The organism is Bacteroidales bacterium (assembly GCA_012517825.1).
GTDB lineage: Bacteria > Bacteroidota > Bacteroidia > Bacteroidales > JAAYUG01 > JAAYUG01.
This window is the reverse complement of the sequence record JAAYUG010000033.1, coordinates 1-15,684: the sequence shown is the minus strand read 5'-3', so window position 1 is coordinate 15,684 and position 15,684 is coordinate 1. Positions and strand designations below refer to the sequence as shown.

17 protein-coding genes are annotated in these 15,684 nt (G+C 44.8%); 11 read left to right on the top strand and 6 right to left on the bottom strand.

Translation table 11 applies throughout. The features are described from left to right. Window positions 1-412: 412 nt before the first annotated feature. Window positions 413-1,003: a sigma-70 family RNA polymerase sigma factor gene (locus GX419_02500; GenBank protein NLI23564.1), complete on the bottom strand. Its 591-nt coding sequence runs from the start codon at window positions 1,001-1,003 to the stop codon at window positions 413-415. Window positions 1,004-1,176: 173 nt separating this feature from the next. Here GX419_02500 and uvrA point away from each other — a divergent pair, with 173 nt between their 5' ends. Next, window positions 1,177-3,999, top strand: a complete 2,823-nt coding sequence (gene uvrA, locus GX419_02495; protein ID NLI23563.1) for an excinuclease ABC subunit UvrA — start codon at window positions 1,177-1,179, stop codon at window positions 3,997-3,999. Here the strand turns inward: uvrA and GX419_02490 are convergent. From GX419_02490 to nth, 4 genes are all read right to left on the bottom strand, one after another. Further along, complete coding sequence (locus GX419_02490) at window positions 3,986-4,426, bottom strand: hypothetical protein (protein NLI23562.1); 441 nt, start codon at window positions 4,424-4,426, stop codon at window positions 3,986-3,988. The two genes, uvrA and GX419_02490, sit on opposite strands and share 14 nt — an antisense overlap. A 12-nt stretch (window positions 4,427-4,438) precedes the next feature. Next, window positions 4,439-5,362: a hypothetical protein gene (locus GX419_02485; protein ID NLI23561.1), complete on the bottom strand. Its 924-nt coding sequence runs from the start codon at window positions 5,360-5,362 to the stop codon at window positions 4,439-4,441. A 237-nt stretch (window positions 5,363-5,599) separates the two neighbouring features. After that, window positions 5,600-6,478 (bottom strand): hypothetical protein, encoded by an 879-nt coding sequence (locus tag GX419_02480; protein ID NLI23560.1) that lies wholly within the window; start codon window positions 6,476-6,478, stop codon window positions 5,600-5,602. 61 nt (window positions 6,479-6,539) lie between these two features. Continuing rightward, window positions 6,540-7,187: an endonuclease III gene (nth, locus tag GX419_02475; protein NLI23559.1), complete on the bottom strand. Its 648-nt coding sequence runs from the start codon at window positions 7,185-7,187 to the stop codon at window positions 6,540-6,542. Between the two features lie 224 nt (window positions 7,188-7,411). Here nth and GX419_02470 point away from each other — a divergent pair, with 224 nt between their 5' ends. The 6 genes from GX419_02470 to GX419_02445 are packed head-to-tail and all read left to right on the top strand — an operon-like array spanning window position 7,412 to window position 12,882. Continuing rightward, entirely contained in the window at window positions 7,412-8,275 is an 864-nt protein-coding gene (locus GX419_02470) for a prephenate dehydratase (protein ID NLI23558.1), read from the top strand. Between the two features lie 11 nt (window positions 8,276-8,286). Then, the gene (locus GX419_02465) at window positions 8,287-9,390 is read left to right on the top strand and encodes a bifunctional 3-deoxy-7-phosphoheptulonate synthase/chorismate mutase type II (GenBank protein ID NLI23557.1); all 1,104 of its coding nucleotides are present in this window, start codon (window positions 8,287-8,289) and stop codon (window positions 9,388-9,390) included. Between the two features lie 12 nt (window positions 9,391-9,402). Then, a complete protein-coding gene (gene aroB / locus GX419_02460; protein NLI23556.1) occupies window positions 9,403-10,431 on the top strand; it encodes a 3-dehydroquinate synthase in 1,029 nt (342 codons plus the stop codon). Next, window positions 10,418-11,077 (top strand): type I 3-dehydroquinate dehydratase, encoded by a 660-nt coding sequence (locus GX419_02455; protein NLI23555.1) that lies wholly within the window; start codon window positions 10,418-10,420, stop codon window positions 11,075-11,077. Before aroB ends, GX419_02455 begins: the two co-directional genes overlap by 14 nt. A 7-nt stretch (window positions 11,078-11,084) precedes the next feature. Then, on the top strand, window positions 11,085-12,089 hold the full coding sequence (locus GX419_02450) for a chorismate synthase (GenBank protein NLI23554.1): 1,005 nt from the start codon (window positions 11,085-11,087) through the stop codon (window positions 12,087-12,089). 13 nt (window positions 12,090-12,102) lie between these two features. Further along, window positions 12,103-12,882 carry a prephenate dehydrogenase gene (locus GX419_02445; protein NLI23553.1) on the top strand — a complete coding sequence of 260 codons (780 nt, stop codon included), beginning with the start codon at window positions 12,103-12,105 and terminating at the stop codon, window positions 12,880-12,882. 151 nt (window positions 12,883-13,033) lie between these two features. Here GX419_02445 and GX419_02440 read toward each other — a convergent pair whose 3' ends face one another. Further along, window positions 13,034-13,216 (bottom strand): hypothetical protein, encoded by a 183-nt coding sequence (locus GX419_02440; GenBank protein ID NLI23552.1) that lies wholly within the window; start codon window positions 13,214-13,216, stop codon window positions 13,034-13,036. 718 nt (window positions 13,217-13,934) lie between these two features. Between GX419_02440 and GX419_02435 the strand changes: the two genes are divergently transcribed. The 4 genes from GX419_02435 (at window position 13,935) to GX419_02420 (ending at window position 15,544) form a co-directional block, all read left to right on the top strand. Then, the gene (locus tag GX419_02435; protein NLI23551.1) at window positions 13,935-14,234 is read left to right on the top strand and encodes a helix-turn-helix domain-containing protein; all 300 of its coding nucleotides are present in this window, start codon (window positions 13,935-13,937) and stop codon (window positions 14,232-14,234) included. Window positions 14,235-14,299: 65 nt separating this feature from the next. Continuing rightward, window positions 14,300-14,677 carry a four helix bundle protein gene (locus GX419_02430; protein ID NLI23550.1) on the top strand — a complete coding sequence of 126 codons (378 nt, stop codon included), beginning with the start codon at window positions 14,300-14,302 and terminating at the stop codon, window positions 14,675-14,677. 13 nt (window positions 14,678-14,690) lie between these two features. Beyond that, window positions 14,691-14,909 carry a hypothetical protein gene (locus tag GX419_02425; protein ID NLI23549.1) on the top strand — a complete coding sequence of 73 codons (219 nt, stop codon included), beginning with the start codon at window positions 14,691-14,693 and terminating at the stop codon, window positions 14,907-14,909. A gap of 251 nt (window positions 14,910-15,160) precedes the next feature. Next, window positions 15,161-15,544 (top strand): GxxExxY protein, encoded by a 384-nt coding sequence (locus GX419_02420; GenBank protein NLI23548.1) that lies wholly within the window; start codon window positions 15,161-15,163, stop codon window positions 15,542-15,544. Window positions 15,545-15,684: the final 140 nt, after the last annotated feature.

Sequence of the window (15,684 nt, the reverse complement as noted above, 5' to 3'; positions counted from 1 at the left end):
TTCCGGAAGCACTTCCCGGAGAAAGGCCGGGTTCAATGAATTCAACGATATCTCATCAGCATCCCCGGCAGTCATTTCTTCGTCTTCTCCGTTAATATTTACCTTGATGATCAGAGTAGAGCATTGTTTCATCGGCACAATTTGTTGGTTCACTTTAATAACGGGAAATCGGTCAGAATAGTATACTGACCTGACTCAAGGAATAGAAATTTTCAGGCTAAAAAACTTGGAATCTGACCACCGCTCATTGTTATCCGATTCTTTATGCAGTTGCCAAAGGATAAATCGTGCGGAAAACGAAGCTGCCTGTCACAAATTTGTAACCATCAGGTGCAGGAATCATCGTCTCCGGCAGGATACCAGAGGCAAAGCACGGAACAGTTCATTCCATGGCATACCCACCTTTCCTGAGTCATACAGTAAGTATGATGTTTTTTTCGTTGATCAGTTTGCGCAGGTTAATCAGTGCGTACCGCATGCGCCCGAGGGCTGTATTGATACTTACGTTGGTGACTTCGGCTATTTCTTTGAAACTCATTCCTGCGTAATGCCGCAACAGTACTACCTGTTTCTGATCTTCGGGCAGGTAATCGATCAGAGAGCGTACATCGTTATGGATCTGGTCTCTGATGAGAATTTCTTCAGTGGTTACATCCGAAAATTTTCTTGAATTGAACAATTGCCCTTCAAAGTCATCGTTTGATACTGTGTTGAGCTGTTTTGACTTCCGGTAGTGATCAATGATCAGGTTATGGGCAATTCGGATAACCCATGACAGGAATTTGCCGTGATCCTGGTAGCGGTCTGTTTTTATGGAAGTTATTACCTTGATAAAGGTTTCCTGAAAAAGGTCTTCGGCAAGAGCCTGATTGCGCACCTGCATGAAAATGTAGGAATATACTTTTTTGCGGTGTCGGTTGATCAGAACTTCAAGTGCTGCCATATTACCTGACCCGAACAGCTCAACCAGCTGTTGATCAGTTGCATTGGTTATTGTTTTCACAATTCCCTCCCGTTTATTGGTCCGGGTAACATTCAGTCGATAGGCAGCCCTCCTTTTTCTTTTAGTTTATACGTTTATAACCTTGCCAAGTTACTTATTCTTTCAAATAGTATACTTTTGCTGATCTTAATTTTTGTTAAAGGTACGAATTTTTGAATAAAGATGCAAAAATAATGCCAGAGGTTGCGTCAGAAGGGAAGATAATTATAAAAGGCGCCAGGGTTAACAACCTGAAATCGGTGAACCTTACCCTCGACCGGGACAGACTCATTGTTATTACAGGATTATCGGGTTCCGGAAAATCTTCCCTGGCTTTTGATACAATATATGCCGAAGGCCAGCGTCGCTATGTGGAGAGTCTTTCGGCCTATGCCCGCCAGTTTCTCGGGCGCATTCAAAAGCCTGAGGTGGATGTCATCAAGGGTCTCCCTCCGGCTATTGCCATTTCCCAGAAGCAGGGTGCACATAATCCAAGATCAACCGTAGGGACCACAACGGAAATTTATGATTACCTCAAGCTGCTCTATGCCCGGATAGGGAAAACCTATTCACCCGTGAGCGGGAAGCTGGTTAAGAAACATTCCGTTACCGATGTGGTTGATTTCATTCTTCAGCAACCGGAAGGAACCAGATTGATTCTGGCATGCCCATTGCCAGCATACGGACAGAAAGATTTGCCGCAGATGCTCCGTCTTCTTCTGCAGCAGGGAATTACCCGGCTTATCTGCGGCGACAAAGCCATGCTGATTGAAGAAATGGAAGAAGAAGACCTGCAGAAGCTTCAGCCTTCCTGCACACGCATGGTTATCGACCGTTTTGTGGTAGGGCATGATGCCGATTCAGTAACCCGTTACGGTGATTCCGTTCAGACAGCCTTTACTCTTGGGCACGGTGAGTGCTGGATCATGTCGGGTGAGGAGGGAAAACAGACTATCAATGAACATTTTTCCGACCGCTTTGAAGCAGATGGAATCAGTTTTGAGGAACCTACCGAACTTATGTTCAGTTTCAATAGTCCTGTTGGCGCCTGCCCGGTATGCGAAGGGTATGGAAGCATCATCGGAATTGATGAAAATCTCGTTGTGCCCGATAAAGGCCTTTCTGTATATGAAGATGCGATTGCCTGCTGGAAGGGCGAAAAAATGAAGCGTTGGAAAGAAAGGCTGATCATGCAGGCCGACAAATTCGGTTTTCCCATTCATAAACCCTATTATCAGCTTACAGAGGAACAAAAACGGGTTTTGTGGGAAGGAAATAAATATTTTCCCGGCATCAATGCCTTTTTTCAGCATGTTGAGGAGAAAAAATACAAAATTCAATACAGGGTATTGCTTTCCAGGTACAGGGGAAGAACGGTATGTCCTGAATGCAAAGGCATGCGGCTCAAAAAACAGGCTGAGTGGGTAAAAATCGGCGGGAAAAGCCTTCCTGAACTTGTCCGGCTTCCTTTGAATGAAGTGACAACTTTTTTCCGTTCCCTTCGTCTGTCGGCACACGAACGTGAAATCAGCGCCCGGCTGCTCGAAGAAATTATGAGCCGCTTGCAGTACCTTGAAGAGGTGGGGCTGGGTTATCTAACCCTTAACCGTTTGTCATCAACTCTTTCCGGAGGGGAATCACAGCGGATTCGTCTGGCTACCCAGCTGGGAAGCAATCTGACCGGTTCCCTGTACATCCTTGACGAACCGAGTATCGGTCTGCATCCCCGTGATACCGGACTGCTGATTCATGTATTGAAACAACTGCGTGATTCGGGCAATACCGTTCTGGTGGTTGAGCATGATGAAGAGATCATCAGGGCCGCCGACACCGTTGTTGACATTGGTCCCGGTGCCGGGCGACTGGGAGGAGAAATTATGTTCTGCGGAACCCATAAGGAACTGGAAACGTGTCAGAACAGCTATACCGCCGACTATCTCACGGGCAGGAAAGAGATTCCCGTCCCGGCCAGGAGAAGAAAATGGAATAGTTATATCGAAATTACAGGAGCCAGGGAAAACAATCTGAAGAACATCGATGTCAGGTTTCCTTTGAACATTCTGACCGTGGTAACCGGCGTCAGCGGCTCGGGAAAATCTTCCCTTGTATGCGATATTCTGTACCCTGCCCTGAAAAGAATGATCCATGATTCGGCCGAGAAAACCGGTCAGTTCGGAACAATAAAAGGAGACATCGGTGCCATCAGGTCGGTTGAGATGGTTGACCAGAATCCCATCGGACGATCAAGCCGCTCCAATCCGGTTACCTACATCAAGGCCTGGGACGAAATCAGAAAATTGTATGCTGCCCAGCCCGTTGCCGAACATTACCGGCTGAATCCTTCTCATTTTTCTTTCAACGTGGAAGGAGGGCGCTGCGAAGAATGCCAGGGAGAGGGAGTTATCCACATCGAAATGCAGTTTATGGCCGATGTGACCCTTGTCTGCGAAAGTTGCCAGGGAAAGCGTTTTAAGGAAGATGTGCTGGAGGTAACTTACCAGGGAGCTAACATATACGATGTACTGGAAATGACGGTTGATGAGGCTATTGCTTTCTTCGGCCAGTCGAAGAATACCATGAGCAGGCGGGTTGTGGAGAAACTCCGGCCGCTTGCCGATGTGGGTCTTGGATACATTAAGCTGGGACAGTCGTCCAGTACCCTCAGCGGCGGTGAAAGCCAGAGGGTTAAGCTGGCATCCTTTCTGAGCCATGAAAATGCAGAAGGAGGTACTGTTTTCATTTTTGATGAACCTACTACCGGCCTTCATTTCCATGATATCAGAAAACTGCTGGACGCCTTTCAGGCTCTGATAGAACATGGTAATTCCATCATTGTGATAGAACACAATATGGAAGTCATTAAATGTGCTGACTGGATAATTGATCTTGGCCCGGAAAGCGGCAACAGGGGAGGAATGGTGGTTTGTGAAGGGACACCTGAAACGGTTGCTGCCTGTGAACAATCGTATACAGGGAAATATCTCCGGAAAAAGCTAAAGCAGGTTACTTCTCTTTGAATCCAAACATAATAGCAACGCAACCCTGCTGGATTGCATCAGGGCTTGACCCTGAGGAAGGCACCTTTACATAGATTTTCAGCTGCTGGCTCGACTCAAGCTTGAAATCCCATGTTTTGGCATAGTTATTCTTCTTGTTGTCGTACAGAACGTTTTTGTTGGCATCAATTACTTTGAATTCGATGGGAGGCAGTGCATCTGATCCGCAGATGGCAATACGGTATTCCTGGTCAGAATAAAAGGTTTTGTAAAGTTCTGCTTCTTCTCCTTCAACAAGAACAGCGGCGTGGAAATTGCCATCATGAATATAGGGAGTAAGTTCAAGCTTGCAGATTTTCTTGGCGAATCCTTTACATTGAGCATTCCCATTGAGGGGTACCATGACCAGAATTGCTATAGCAAGGGTTGCTTGTAAGACTTTTTTCATACGTCGCGGTATTTATAATGTAAAGTTGGTTCTGATGTTTTTAGCCTTCTCGCGCAGTTCGTCAAATATTTCCTGTGTGATCTGAATTTCCGATTTGGATTTGAGGAGTGTTACATTGGTTTTGGGATCTTCTACCGGCGTGATGGCAGAGGTTTTGATGGTAATCTTGTCGAAGGTTTTTTTCAGATCATTCATTTGTTCAAGAATGCTTTCAACATCAGGGTTATCTTTGTTTTCTTCAAGAAGTCGCAATACAATTTCGAGCGAGAACTTTTGTTCCACAATCCTCTCTACGAGTTTATTTTCTTTCACCGGGCTTTTTCCCACGAGCTGAGTGGCAATATAGAGTCCTTCTACCCAGCCGCCCACCAGTACGATGCTTGCCACTGCTTTGCGTTCGTTTTCCAGCAGGAAGGAATTGGACGACATGAGTGTTTCGGAGATAATATTCATCAGTTCATCCCGGTTGTTCACGTTTTCTTCCAGGCGATCGATGGTGGTCTGATCGATGGCATCAAGGATGCCCAGACCATCGGCCATCTTTTTAGCGGCCTGCATATAATTGATGGAAGTCTGCGTCTGGTCAAAAAGACTGGCAAAACTGAGGTCGGTCGAGAAAATTCCCAGGTTCAGCGCCATCTGCCTGTTGGTAGTATAGTTATTGGCGTTGGATAAGGGGTTCAGAAGACTTTCATTGTACTTGGCTCCGGCTGATTTCAGCAAAACTGCTGTTTCAAGCGGGGAGGGGAGCGAGTAAAAGACTTTTTTCGCTTCGTTCAGGTCTTCAAATATCTCATCTCCGGCAGTAAGATCTACGGTATTTTGTTCGTTACTGGTATTCTTACTCCCTTCTGACCGGCATCCGGTCATCATGGCAAGTGCGAGCAGCAAGCCGAGAAAGGAACCGGTTTTGACAGAAATATTTCGCAGCCACATAGGGTTAGGGTTTAAAGGTCGTTGTTTGACTTAGTTGAGTAAAAGTACAAATTTTTTGAATAAAAAAAATAGTAGGTGGTTAAAATTGAGGCGGAGTGATCATAAGTTTCTGAAAATGTTTGTTCAAAGAAATTGTGCATTAAGCTGTGCTTTTACTTTATTCTGGCAGGATTAACCAGATGTCTTCCTTTTCCTGTACCGTGAAGTTTAATAAATGCATTGAATGGGATTTTGTTGTCAGTATGTCCGGTCGGTTAACAGATCGGCATAGGCGGGGTCGAGCGAATCGGTCCATCCAATGAGATAACGGGTCAATGGTCCGATGGACATGCTTTCAATGCTCCTTCCATAAGGATCCTGCATAATATCGTCAGGAAACTCATTCTTGGCCAGCCGGATTTTGCGTTCACTCTTGCGGAAAGGAGTTTTATACAGATCGGCTGCCCCGAAAAGATGCAGAAAATTGTGGGCAATTTCCGAAGGGTATTTGTAACTGACTATCCCAAACTCAACATCATTTGTATCGAAGGTGTTCACCTGCAGCGATATATCAACCCGGAAATAATTATTGAGGAAAAACAGAAGGGCAACACTTTCCACAGCGTGGTCGTCGCGTAAAAAGGCAACCAGCCTTTCCTTGTTCCTGGGATTTTTGATTTCGGGAATCCCGTCTTTTTCAGGCATTACATAGGCGCTTCCAACCCTCTTGGCCACATTGTCGCCCCAGGTATTCAGCTCTTCCAGCCCTTTTCTGAGCCCCAGTTTTTCGATGGTTTTGCTTACCGTACCATACGTCAGATTTCTGCTTACGGTGGAATATTCCTTACCTATATAATAATCCGTTTTTATTCGCAGGGGAACTCCTGCTGCTGCAGCCTGGTTGTGCAGCCACTTTACTGCCGTTGCAATGGAATCAAGGGTGGTCCGGATATCAAATTCAGTCCAGGGCGCAGTTTCTTTGTTGTCAACAAAAACAAAGTACAGCAGTACATCTCCTTTCAGAACCTTGCACACATTTTTATTCCGGCTTTCCCTGTAGTCAATCCGCTTCAGGGAAAAGGAGGAGGGGATCATGGCCAGCCCTGCAATAATCAGAATCCCTGCAATGGTACGCATAACTGAAAAACGCTTTACGGTCAAAAATAATAAAACATTTTGAGCTTGATTGTATGCTTTATCAAGCCGGTTTATTTTGCCGGTTATAATATTTGCAGATATCGGTAAGTCCGCATTGATGGCATTTGGGCTTTCGTGCCTGACAGATATACCGTCCGTGAAGTATTAACCAATGATGGGCTTTGGGAATGAGGTCTTCGGGGATGAACTCCACTAACTGCCGTTCGGTCTGCAGGGGATTCTTTGCCCTGTATGTAAGTCCCAGACGGGCAGCTACGCGGAATACATGGGTGTCAACAGCCAGCACCGGACGGTTGTATAAAACAGAGGCCATAACGTGCGCTGTCTTTCTTCCTACTCCGGGAATTTTCTGCAGTTGATCCGGATCTTCCGGTATCGTGCCGTTGAAATTGTCCACTACTGTTCTGGCCATGCCAACCAGATACCTTGCTTTGCTGTTGGGATAAGAGCAGGTACTGATGAAGGGAAATACCTCTTTTTCGGATGCTTTGGCCAGGGCAAACACGTCGGGGAAACGCCTGAAAAACGCAGGGGTAATCAGATTAACTCTTTTGTCGGTGCATTGGGCCGAAAGGATTACAGCTACCAGCAACTGATAGGGATCCTTATACAAAAGCTCCGTTTCAGCTACCGGCATTGTCTCCGAAAAATAGGCAATGAACCTCTCAAAACGCTCCCTGCGTGTCATACTAAATAGGGTTGTTATACCACAAGTATAAATATTTTTTGCAATTCTGACTTCAATATATTATATTTGCGTCTGATAAAGCTCTTGAAGAATGAAGAGGAAAATTACATCGGGTTTTTATTTTTATTTTTTTGGAATAACGTGACGGGATTATCTGGACACGCAGAAGGCGTTTTGTGATAATCCCGGACAGTATCCGGGATTTTTTTTTAAATATAGTTGCTATGGATTCATTAACGAAAAACAAAACATTGCGGATTGCCATTCAGGGTGGTTTTGGAGCATTTCATGACATTGCCGCCCGCCTTTACTTTGAAAACCAGCCGATAGAAATCATACCCAATGATACGTTCAAGGACTTGTTTGCATCGCTGAAGGCAAGGGAAGCTGACGTGGGAATAATGGCCATCGAAAATTCCCTGGCCGGAAGTATCCTCCCCAATTATACCATTCTTAAGGAATCGGGTATGAAGATCATCGGCGAAATTTACCTTCAGATTACCCTCAACCTTGTTGCACTTCCGGGCCAGTCCATCAGCGATCTCAGCGAGGTTTTTTCCCATCCTATGGCGATACTGCAGTCACAGCAGTTTTTTGGCAACTATCCCCATATCAGACTGGTAGATAGCATCGATACCGCCATCAGTGCAAAGGAAATAGCCGAAAAACAGCTCAGGGGAGTAGGCGCCATTGCCAGCAAGTACGCTGCTGAAAAATACAATCTGGAAATCCTGGCCGAAGGGATTGAAAGCAACAAAATGAATTACACGCGTTTCCTTATTGTCAAGGATACCAACGGCAATATTAAAGGGAACGGGCGCATCAACAAATCATCGGTTTCTTTTTCCCTTGCACATGAAATCGGAGGGCTTTCAAAGATTTTGTCCATCCTGTCGTATTATAACATGAACCTGACCAAGATACAGTCCATGCCCATACCGGGCAGAGACTGGGAATACCATTTTTATGTGGATATGATGTTTACTGACTATCGTTTGTATTTGCAGTCACTTGAAGCCATAAGGCCTTTTACAAGCGATCTTACCATATTGGGTGAATACGAAAAAGGAAAATCAGTTACAGGATAAAACGCGTGAATATGAAAATTGAACCATTCAGACTACCGGGGGTTTCGGAGGAGAGGCCTCTGATAATTGCCGGGCCGTGCAGTGCGGAATCCGAAGAACAGGTGCTGACAGTGGCACGTTCATTATCGCAAATGGGCATACGGATTTTCCGGTCCGGATTATGGAAACCGAGAACACGCCCGAATGCCTTTGAAGGGCATGGCTCAGCCGCTCTTCCCTGGCTCCGGCGCGTAAAGGAAGAGACAGGCATGTACGTTGCAACGGAAGTTGCCAATGTTAAACATGTATACGAAGCCCTCCGGGGAGGAATTGATATTGTGTGGATTGGCGCCCGGACTACCGCCAATCCCTTTGCCGTTCAGGAAATTGCCGATACCCTTAAGGGAGTGGATATTCCTGTGCTCATTAAGAATCCGGTGAATCCGGACCTTGAGTTATGGATTGGCGCTATCGAACGTCTCTATCATTCCGGAATCCGCCGGCTGGGCGTCATTCACAGGGGCTTCTCCAAATACGAACAAACGGCTTACCGAAACCACCCCCAATGGCAGATCCCTATTGAACTTAAACGCAGGTATCCGGAACTGACCATTATTACCGATCCCAGCCATATCTGCGGAAACAGGGAAAACCTCCTGCAGGTTTCACAGCAGGCAATGGACCTGAACTTTGACGGACTGATTATTGAAACGCACCCTGATCCCGACAATGCCCTCAGTGATGCCAAACAGCAAATAACACCGGACCAGCTGAAGCTTCTCCTTTCCCGGCTTGTTTTGCGCCACCAGGAAGTCGATGCACTTGCCAGGGTTACCCTCGATGAACTCAGGGAACAAATCGACCAGTATGATGATCAGCTGATGAACCTCCTGGAAAGAAGAATGGGAATCTCTGAAAAAATAGGAGAGTACAAACGGAAAAATAATATTACTATCTTGCAAACCCGCCGGTGGGATGAAATTATTACCAACCGTGTGAAACAGGGACTGGAAAAAGGCCTTAGCATGGAATTTGTAACCAAAATCTTCGAAGCCATTCACCAGGAATCCATCAATCATCAGACAGCCGTGATGAATAAACAGGATGAACCAGTTTCAGATACGACGCAAAAGTGAGATGCAAAAATTATGGAAACGTTGATTATTCGTACCGGAAATCACCAGTCACAGGTATTGCTGGGCGAATCATACAACCAGGTTGGAAAGTATCTGCCTGATGCACGGGTTATAGCAGTTACAGATAAGAATGTTTACGAGCATTACAGGGCATTCATCAGACAATGGCCGGTTATTGTCATTAAACCGGGAGAACGAAACAAGACATTCGAAACCCTGGAGTACATCATCGATAAACTGATCCGGCTGAATGCCGACAGGAGTACCTTTGTTCTGGGAATCGGCGGAGGAATTGTCTGCGACATTACCGGCTTTGCTGCTTCGATCTATATGCGCGGTTTGCGGTTTGGCTTTATCTCCACCTCCCTGCTTTCACAGGTCGATGCCAGTGTGGGAGGCAAAAACGGCATCAATTTCAGGGGATATAAAAACATGGTTGGCGTTTTCCGTCAGCCCGACTTTGTGCTGTGTGACCCCTCCATACTGAAAACACTTGATAACCATGAATTTATAACAGGGTTTGCTGAAGTGATCAAAGCAGCTGCCATCAGGGATGAAAGCTTCTTTTCCTGGCTGGAAGCCAATTACAAAGCTGCGTTGAATCATGATCCTGAGGCTCTGGAGCAAATGATTTACCGCTCGGTAAAAATTAAAGCAGAGGTGGTGGAACTGGACGAGAAAGAGAGAAACCTCCGGAGAATTCTTAACTTTGGCCATACATTTGGTCATGCTCTGGAGAAAGTTACAGGAATATCGCACGGGGAAGCCGTTTCTGTTGGTATGGTGATGGCGGCAAAATTGTCGGAAAAAACAGGAACGGCACCGGCCGGAACAGCCCTGCGGCTTCAGCAGTTGCTCAGCGGCGTGGGATTGCCCCTGCTTTCTCCCGTTCCTCCTGATGATCTGGTGGATGCAATGTCGCGGGATAAGAAAAAAGAAAAGGAACAAATGTTTCTTGTACTTTTACGCCGTATCGGCGAGGCCGTAACAATGCCGATGCCCTATACCGAATTAAAACAACACCTCCATGATTTGCGTTAGTATTGCAGAATCATCGTTCGAAAACTGCCTTGCGGCGGTCCGCAGGGAGCCTTTCAGCGAAATCCGGCTTGACCAGGCTTCTTTTTCTCCCGAACAGATCACAAAGCTGTTTTCCTCAGGAAACCGGATCATCGCTACCTGCCGCCCGGGAAATCATGATGACGCACTGCGGAAAGAGATGCTCATCCGTGCCGTCGAATCAGGAGCTGCCTATGTTGATATTGAACTCGAAGCCCCTTCTGATTACCGGAACGAAATAATTAAGGTGGCAAGAAAACGCAATTGCCAGGTCATTATTTCCTTTCACGACTACCTCGACACACCGGTAATAAGCCGGCTCGAAAAAAATCTCGAACTGTGCTATTGTGCCGGAGCCGATATCGCCAAAATTGCCTGCATGGTGAATGACCGTGAAGCCCTGCTTCGTTTGTTCCAGTTGTATTATTATAAGGGCCGGAAGGTCATTGTGGGCATGGGGCTGTTTGGCCCTTTGTCGCGGATTGCTGCCCTGTCGCTTGGTTCGGAATTTACTTTTGCATCGCTGGTGGGCGGAAAACAAACGGCACCCGGACAGCTGACAAGGCAGGCAATGGAACAGATTCTCACCATCCTGGGGATACATACTGAGGCAAAGCAACCACAATGATTTCTCTATGAACAGTTTCGGAAGACTATTCAGGATGCATATTTTCGGAGAATCACACGGTTCGTCTGTCGGCGTCGTTCTGGATGGTTGTCCTGCCGGAATACCTCTGGAGCCCGATGATTTCCTGCCCGATCTTTCGCGGCGGAAAGCCGGTTCGTTGGGCACAACGCCCCGTCAGGAAGAAGATAGGCCGGAACTGGTGAGCGGAATTTTTAACGGTTTTACCACCGGAGCGCCATTGACAGTACTTTTCAGAAATACCAATACCCGTTCGCAGGATTATACACAACTACGGGAAACCCCGCGTCCGGGCCATGCTGATTATACGGCATCAGTCAAATTCGGAGGTTTTGAAGATTACAGGGGCGGCGGCCATTTTTCCGGACGTCTGACCCTTGGGCTTGTAGCGGCAGGTGTGGTGGCAAAGAAGATCATTCATCCGGTGGAAGTCAGTGCTTCCCTCATTGAAGCCGGAGGCAAAACCGACATTCAGAAGGCGGTGGAAGAGGCCGTCGCCCGGAAAGATTCTATCGGAGGTATTGTCGAATGCAGGGTACAAAACCTTCCGGCCGGCCTGGGGGAACCTTTTTTTGATTCGGTGGAAAGCCTGATCAGCCATGCGGTTTTTGCTGTCCCCGCCATGAAGGGAATCGAATTCGGGTCCGGGTTCAGGGCGGCCCGTATGTGGGGCAGTGAACACAATGACGCCTTTGTAGGCCGGGACGGTACCACCTGCACCAACAACGCCGGAGGAATCAACGGGGGCATTACCAACGGTAATGAACTGGTATTCAGGGTGGCCGTTAAACCAACCTCCAGTACCTCTCAGGTTCAGCATACCTTGAATTTCAGAACAGGAGAAATGACCGATCTGAAAATTGAAGGAAGGCACGATACCTGCATCGCCCTGCGGGTGCCTGTGGTGATTGAATCTGTTACTGCTGTCGTACTGGCTGATCTTATGCTGATCGAACAAAAGATACATCGTATTATTCATCCGAAAACAAAATGAGGACTTGCGTTCTATGAAAATTTTGATTACCGGTGCAGGGAAGATGGGTTCGTGGTTGGTGGAGTCACTCTGTCTGGACCATGATGTGGCCGTTTATGACAAGGACAAGACGAAGCTGAAGTACCTTTTTCATGCGCACAGGTTCATTTCTGCCGAAGAAATACAATCCTTCAGGCCCGAACTGATGATCAATGCCGTAAGCCTGCAGCATACCGTGCCGGCCTTCAGGGAAGTTTTACCCTTATTGCCCGAAGATTGCATCATCTCCGATATCACTTCGGTAAAGAACGGATTGAAGAAATTCTATCAGAGCACCGGAAGAAGGTATGTTTCAACCCATCCCATGTTCGGGCCCACCTTTGCCAATGTAAAGGAATTGCGCCATGAGAATGCCATCATCATATCGGAAGGCGACAGCGAGGGACAGGAATTTTTCAAAAAGTTTTATGGTTCCTTTGGCCTGAAGATTCATTACTATACCTTCGAAGAACATGACCAGACCATTGCGTATTCCCTGTCAGTTCCCTTTGCCTCCACCCTTGTATTTGCTGCCTGTATGAAACAGCAGGATGCTCCGGGTACCACTTTTATGAAACACATGGCCATTGCCAGAGGGCTTCTTTCGGAAGACAACTATCTTTTATCAGAAATCCTGTTAAACCCCTATACCCTGGAGCAGGTGGAAAAAATCCATGGCCAGCTTGACCAGCTCATTCAGATGATCCGCAGTAAAGATACGCCCGGCCTGCATGCTTTTTTTGATACACTGCGGGCAAATCTCGGTGTCAAATAAATACCCTTTACCAGCCGGGATTTTGTTTCAGCATGCCTTCCATTACGTTGATTTCGGAAATCGGTATAGGCAGAAACTCAGAGCGTCCGGGTACAAAGTTGGTACCTGGGATAAATGCTGTGCAATAGTGTACCTGTAACCGGGTCAACTTTTACATGTTCAGATGTTTCATGGCTTCATAGATGAGAAATGCAGGCCATACAATGGCTTTCAGAAAGCCCAGCACTCCCATCCAGAAACCGGTTGCATGGGAGATAAAATAAACGGCGGCACCAATCAGACCAAGTCCGTAAACGGCTCCTGATGAAGGGTTCGGATTGAAATTCCTGCTCATAATGGTTTTTTTTAATGGATGAATAAGGCCCGGTAAGCAAACTCAAATCAAAAAATTCTGATGAAGAGATGCGAGGTTAAATATACAGATAATAATTGAAGCAAGCAGTAAGAGCCATATTCTATCTGCCAAAAAGATTCTCGTGGTAACTATGGATGCAAAGCAAGCCTTCGGCGCAATGCATCTTGTTTTTTGCTGTTCCCTTTTATTGGCTATTCTGGCAGGGCAAAAGTTTACAGGGTTTTGGGACAGATGGATCCGGGATTCGTTGGAGAGATCATAAAACACTTATGCCCCGATGCGGTTGATTTAACCAGTGTTAAACAAAGGACAGTGACGGTTCCGGATCAAATTGAACCACCTTTTACAATGAATTGAAAATCAAAACTATGTTCCTGGTGTTGAAATTTATCTTCCCGGAAAATAAACCGGGAATCTATTTCAATTAAGGCGTTGACAGACAGAAAAATCACTTTCCTCGAAACTGCGGAATGACAATGAAATTTTTGCCGCATAAAGACATAGAAGAAAATGGGAAAATGCCACCGCACATAAGCAAGAGTGTGGCTGCCAATCCCTGCAACCTTCCCTTCGCGGCCAAACACATGTTTTTTTGCCGCCCCGCCCGTTGATAATAAAGTGTTGATAAATAATTTAAAATTTTTGAGCCTAACGCACAAAAATATATTAACTTTGACATAAATAGTCAACACACAAAATGTCAACATTAGGACAAAAACTAAGAGAATTGAGAGAACAAGCCGGATTATCTTTGCGAAAGGCTGCCATGCAGGTAGATGTTGATGTAGCGATATTGAGCAAAATGGAGCGCGGAGAAAGGAAATTATCCAAAGAATTGGTATTAAAACTGGCTGAACTCTATAAGGCGGATCCAAACAAACTAATTATTGACTTTTTGAGTGAAAAGATACTATATGAACTGGAAGACGAAGAGTTCGGGCTGGAAGCGTTGAAAGTGGCTGAAGAAAGGATTAAGTATAAAAGGCGTAAGGCGTAAGGGGTATTAGGCATTAGGTATTAGGAGTTAGGAGTTAGGAGTTAGTAATAAGAAAAATAATATATATTATGGCAATTCAAAAGTTTGAAGATATTATTGGAAGGCAAAAAGCACAGGATTTTGCTGTTCAGGTTTATTCTGAGTTTAAAAAGTTAAAAGATTTTGGATTTAAAGACCAGATTTGCAGAGCTGTTGTTTCAATATCAAACAATATAGCTGAAGGATTTGACAGAAAGACTGATGCTGATTTTGCCCGTTTTGTTTATATAGCCATTGGTTCATGCAGCGAAGTTAAATCTATGCTTTATCTTGCTATTCGCTTAAATTATATGGAAAAAGATAAAGCAAGCAAGTTAATCGAACAAGCCAACGAAATATCAAAAATACTTAGCGGTTTAATTAAATCTTTAAACATAAATTATCCAAAAAACGCTAATAACTAATAACTTACGCCTTATGCCTATTTTACAATTTAAAGGAAAAAACATAATCTGGAACCACCATTTGGCTGTTTCGTTTCACACATTGGACGAAGTGTCGGAACTTCATTACCAACCCGAAAAAGCCAATGGCAATATGATTATTGAAGGCGACAACCTCCTTGCCTTAAAAGCACTTTTGCCTCAGTTTGCCGTAAAAATTAAGTGCATTTATATAGACTCGCCTTGCACTTAATTTAACGCTTGCCGAAAAAATAAAACAGCTGTAACCGGGTAAAAAGCAGATTGTTTATGCCCCTTCATGCTTTTTGGATGAGGAATATTTATTAGATAATCAGATAGAATTTGTAGGAATTCCTTATAATTTGTTTCAAAGTAACCAATAATAGCACACTGATGACACTGATGACACTGATATGCACTGATAAAATCCGTTTAAATCCGACTAATCTGTGTTATCCGTGTGCCATTAAATAATTGCGAAGCATGAATGAATTATTGCACAAAGAATTAACCAATAAGATAATAAACTGTTTTTATACGGTTTATAATACCCTTGGCTTTGGGTTTCTTGAAAAGGTATATGAAAATGCAATGATGATAGAATTAATAAAGAACGGGATAAATGCTGAAAAACAAAAACCTATAAAAGTTTATTATTCTGATGAGATTGTGGGGGAATACTTCGCTGATATTATCGTTGAAGATACTATAATTATTGAATTAAAAGCTGCCGAATTTTTAATTGAAGAACACGAATTGCAATTGATAAACTATTTAAAGGCAACAGATAAAGAGATTGGACTTTTGCTGAATTTTGGCAAAAAACCGGAATTTAAGAGAAAAATATTTACGAATGATAGAAAATGAATCCGTAACTCCGATAAAATTACGTATTAGTTGAAAAAATGTTAATAAAAGACTTTGAAATATAAAGTTTTTGTTTTTTCTTTGTAATACGTAAATACGTATTTATGAAAGAAACAAAACATCCACAGTGGGCTTTACAG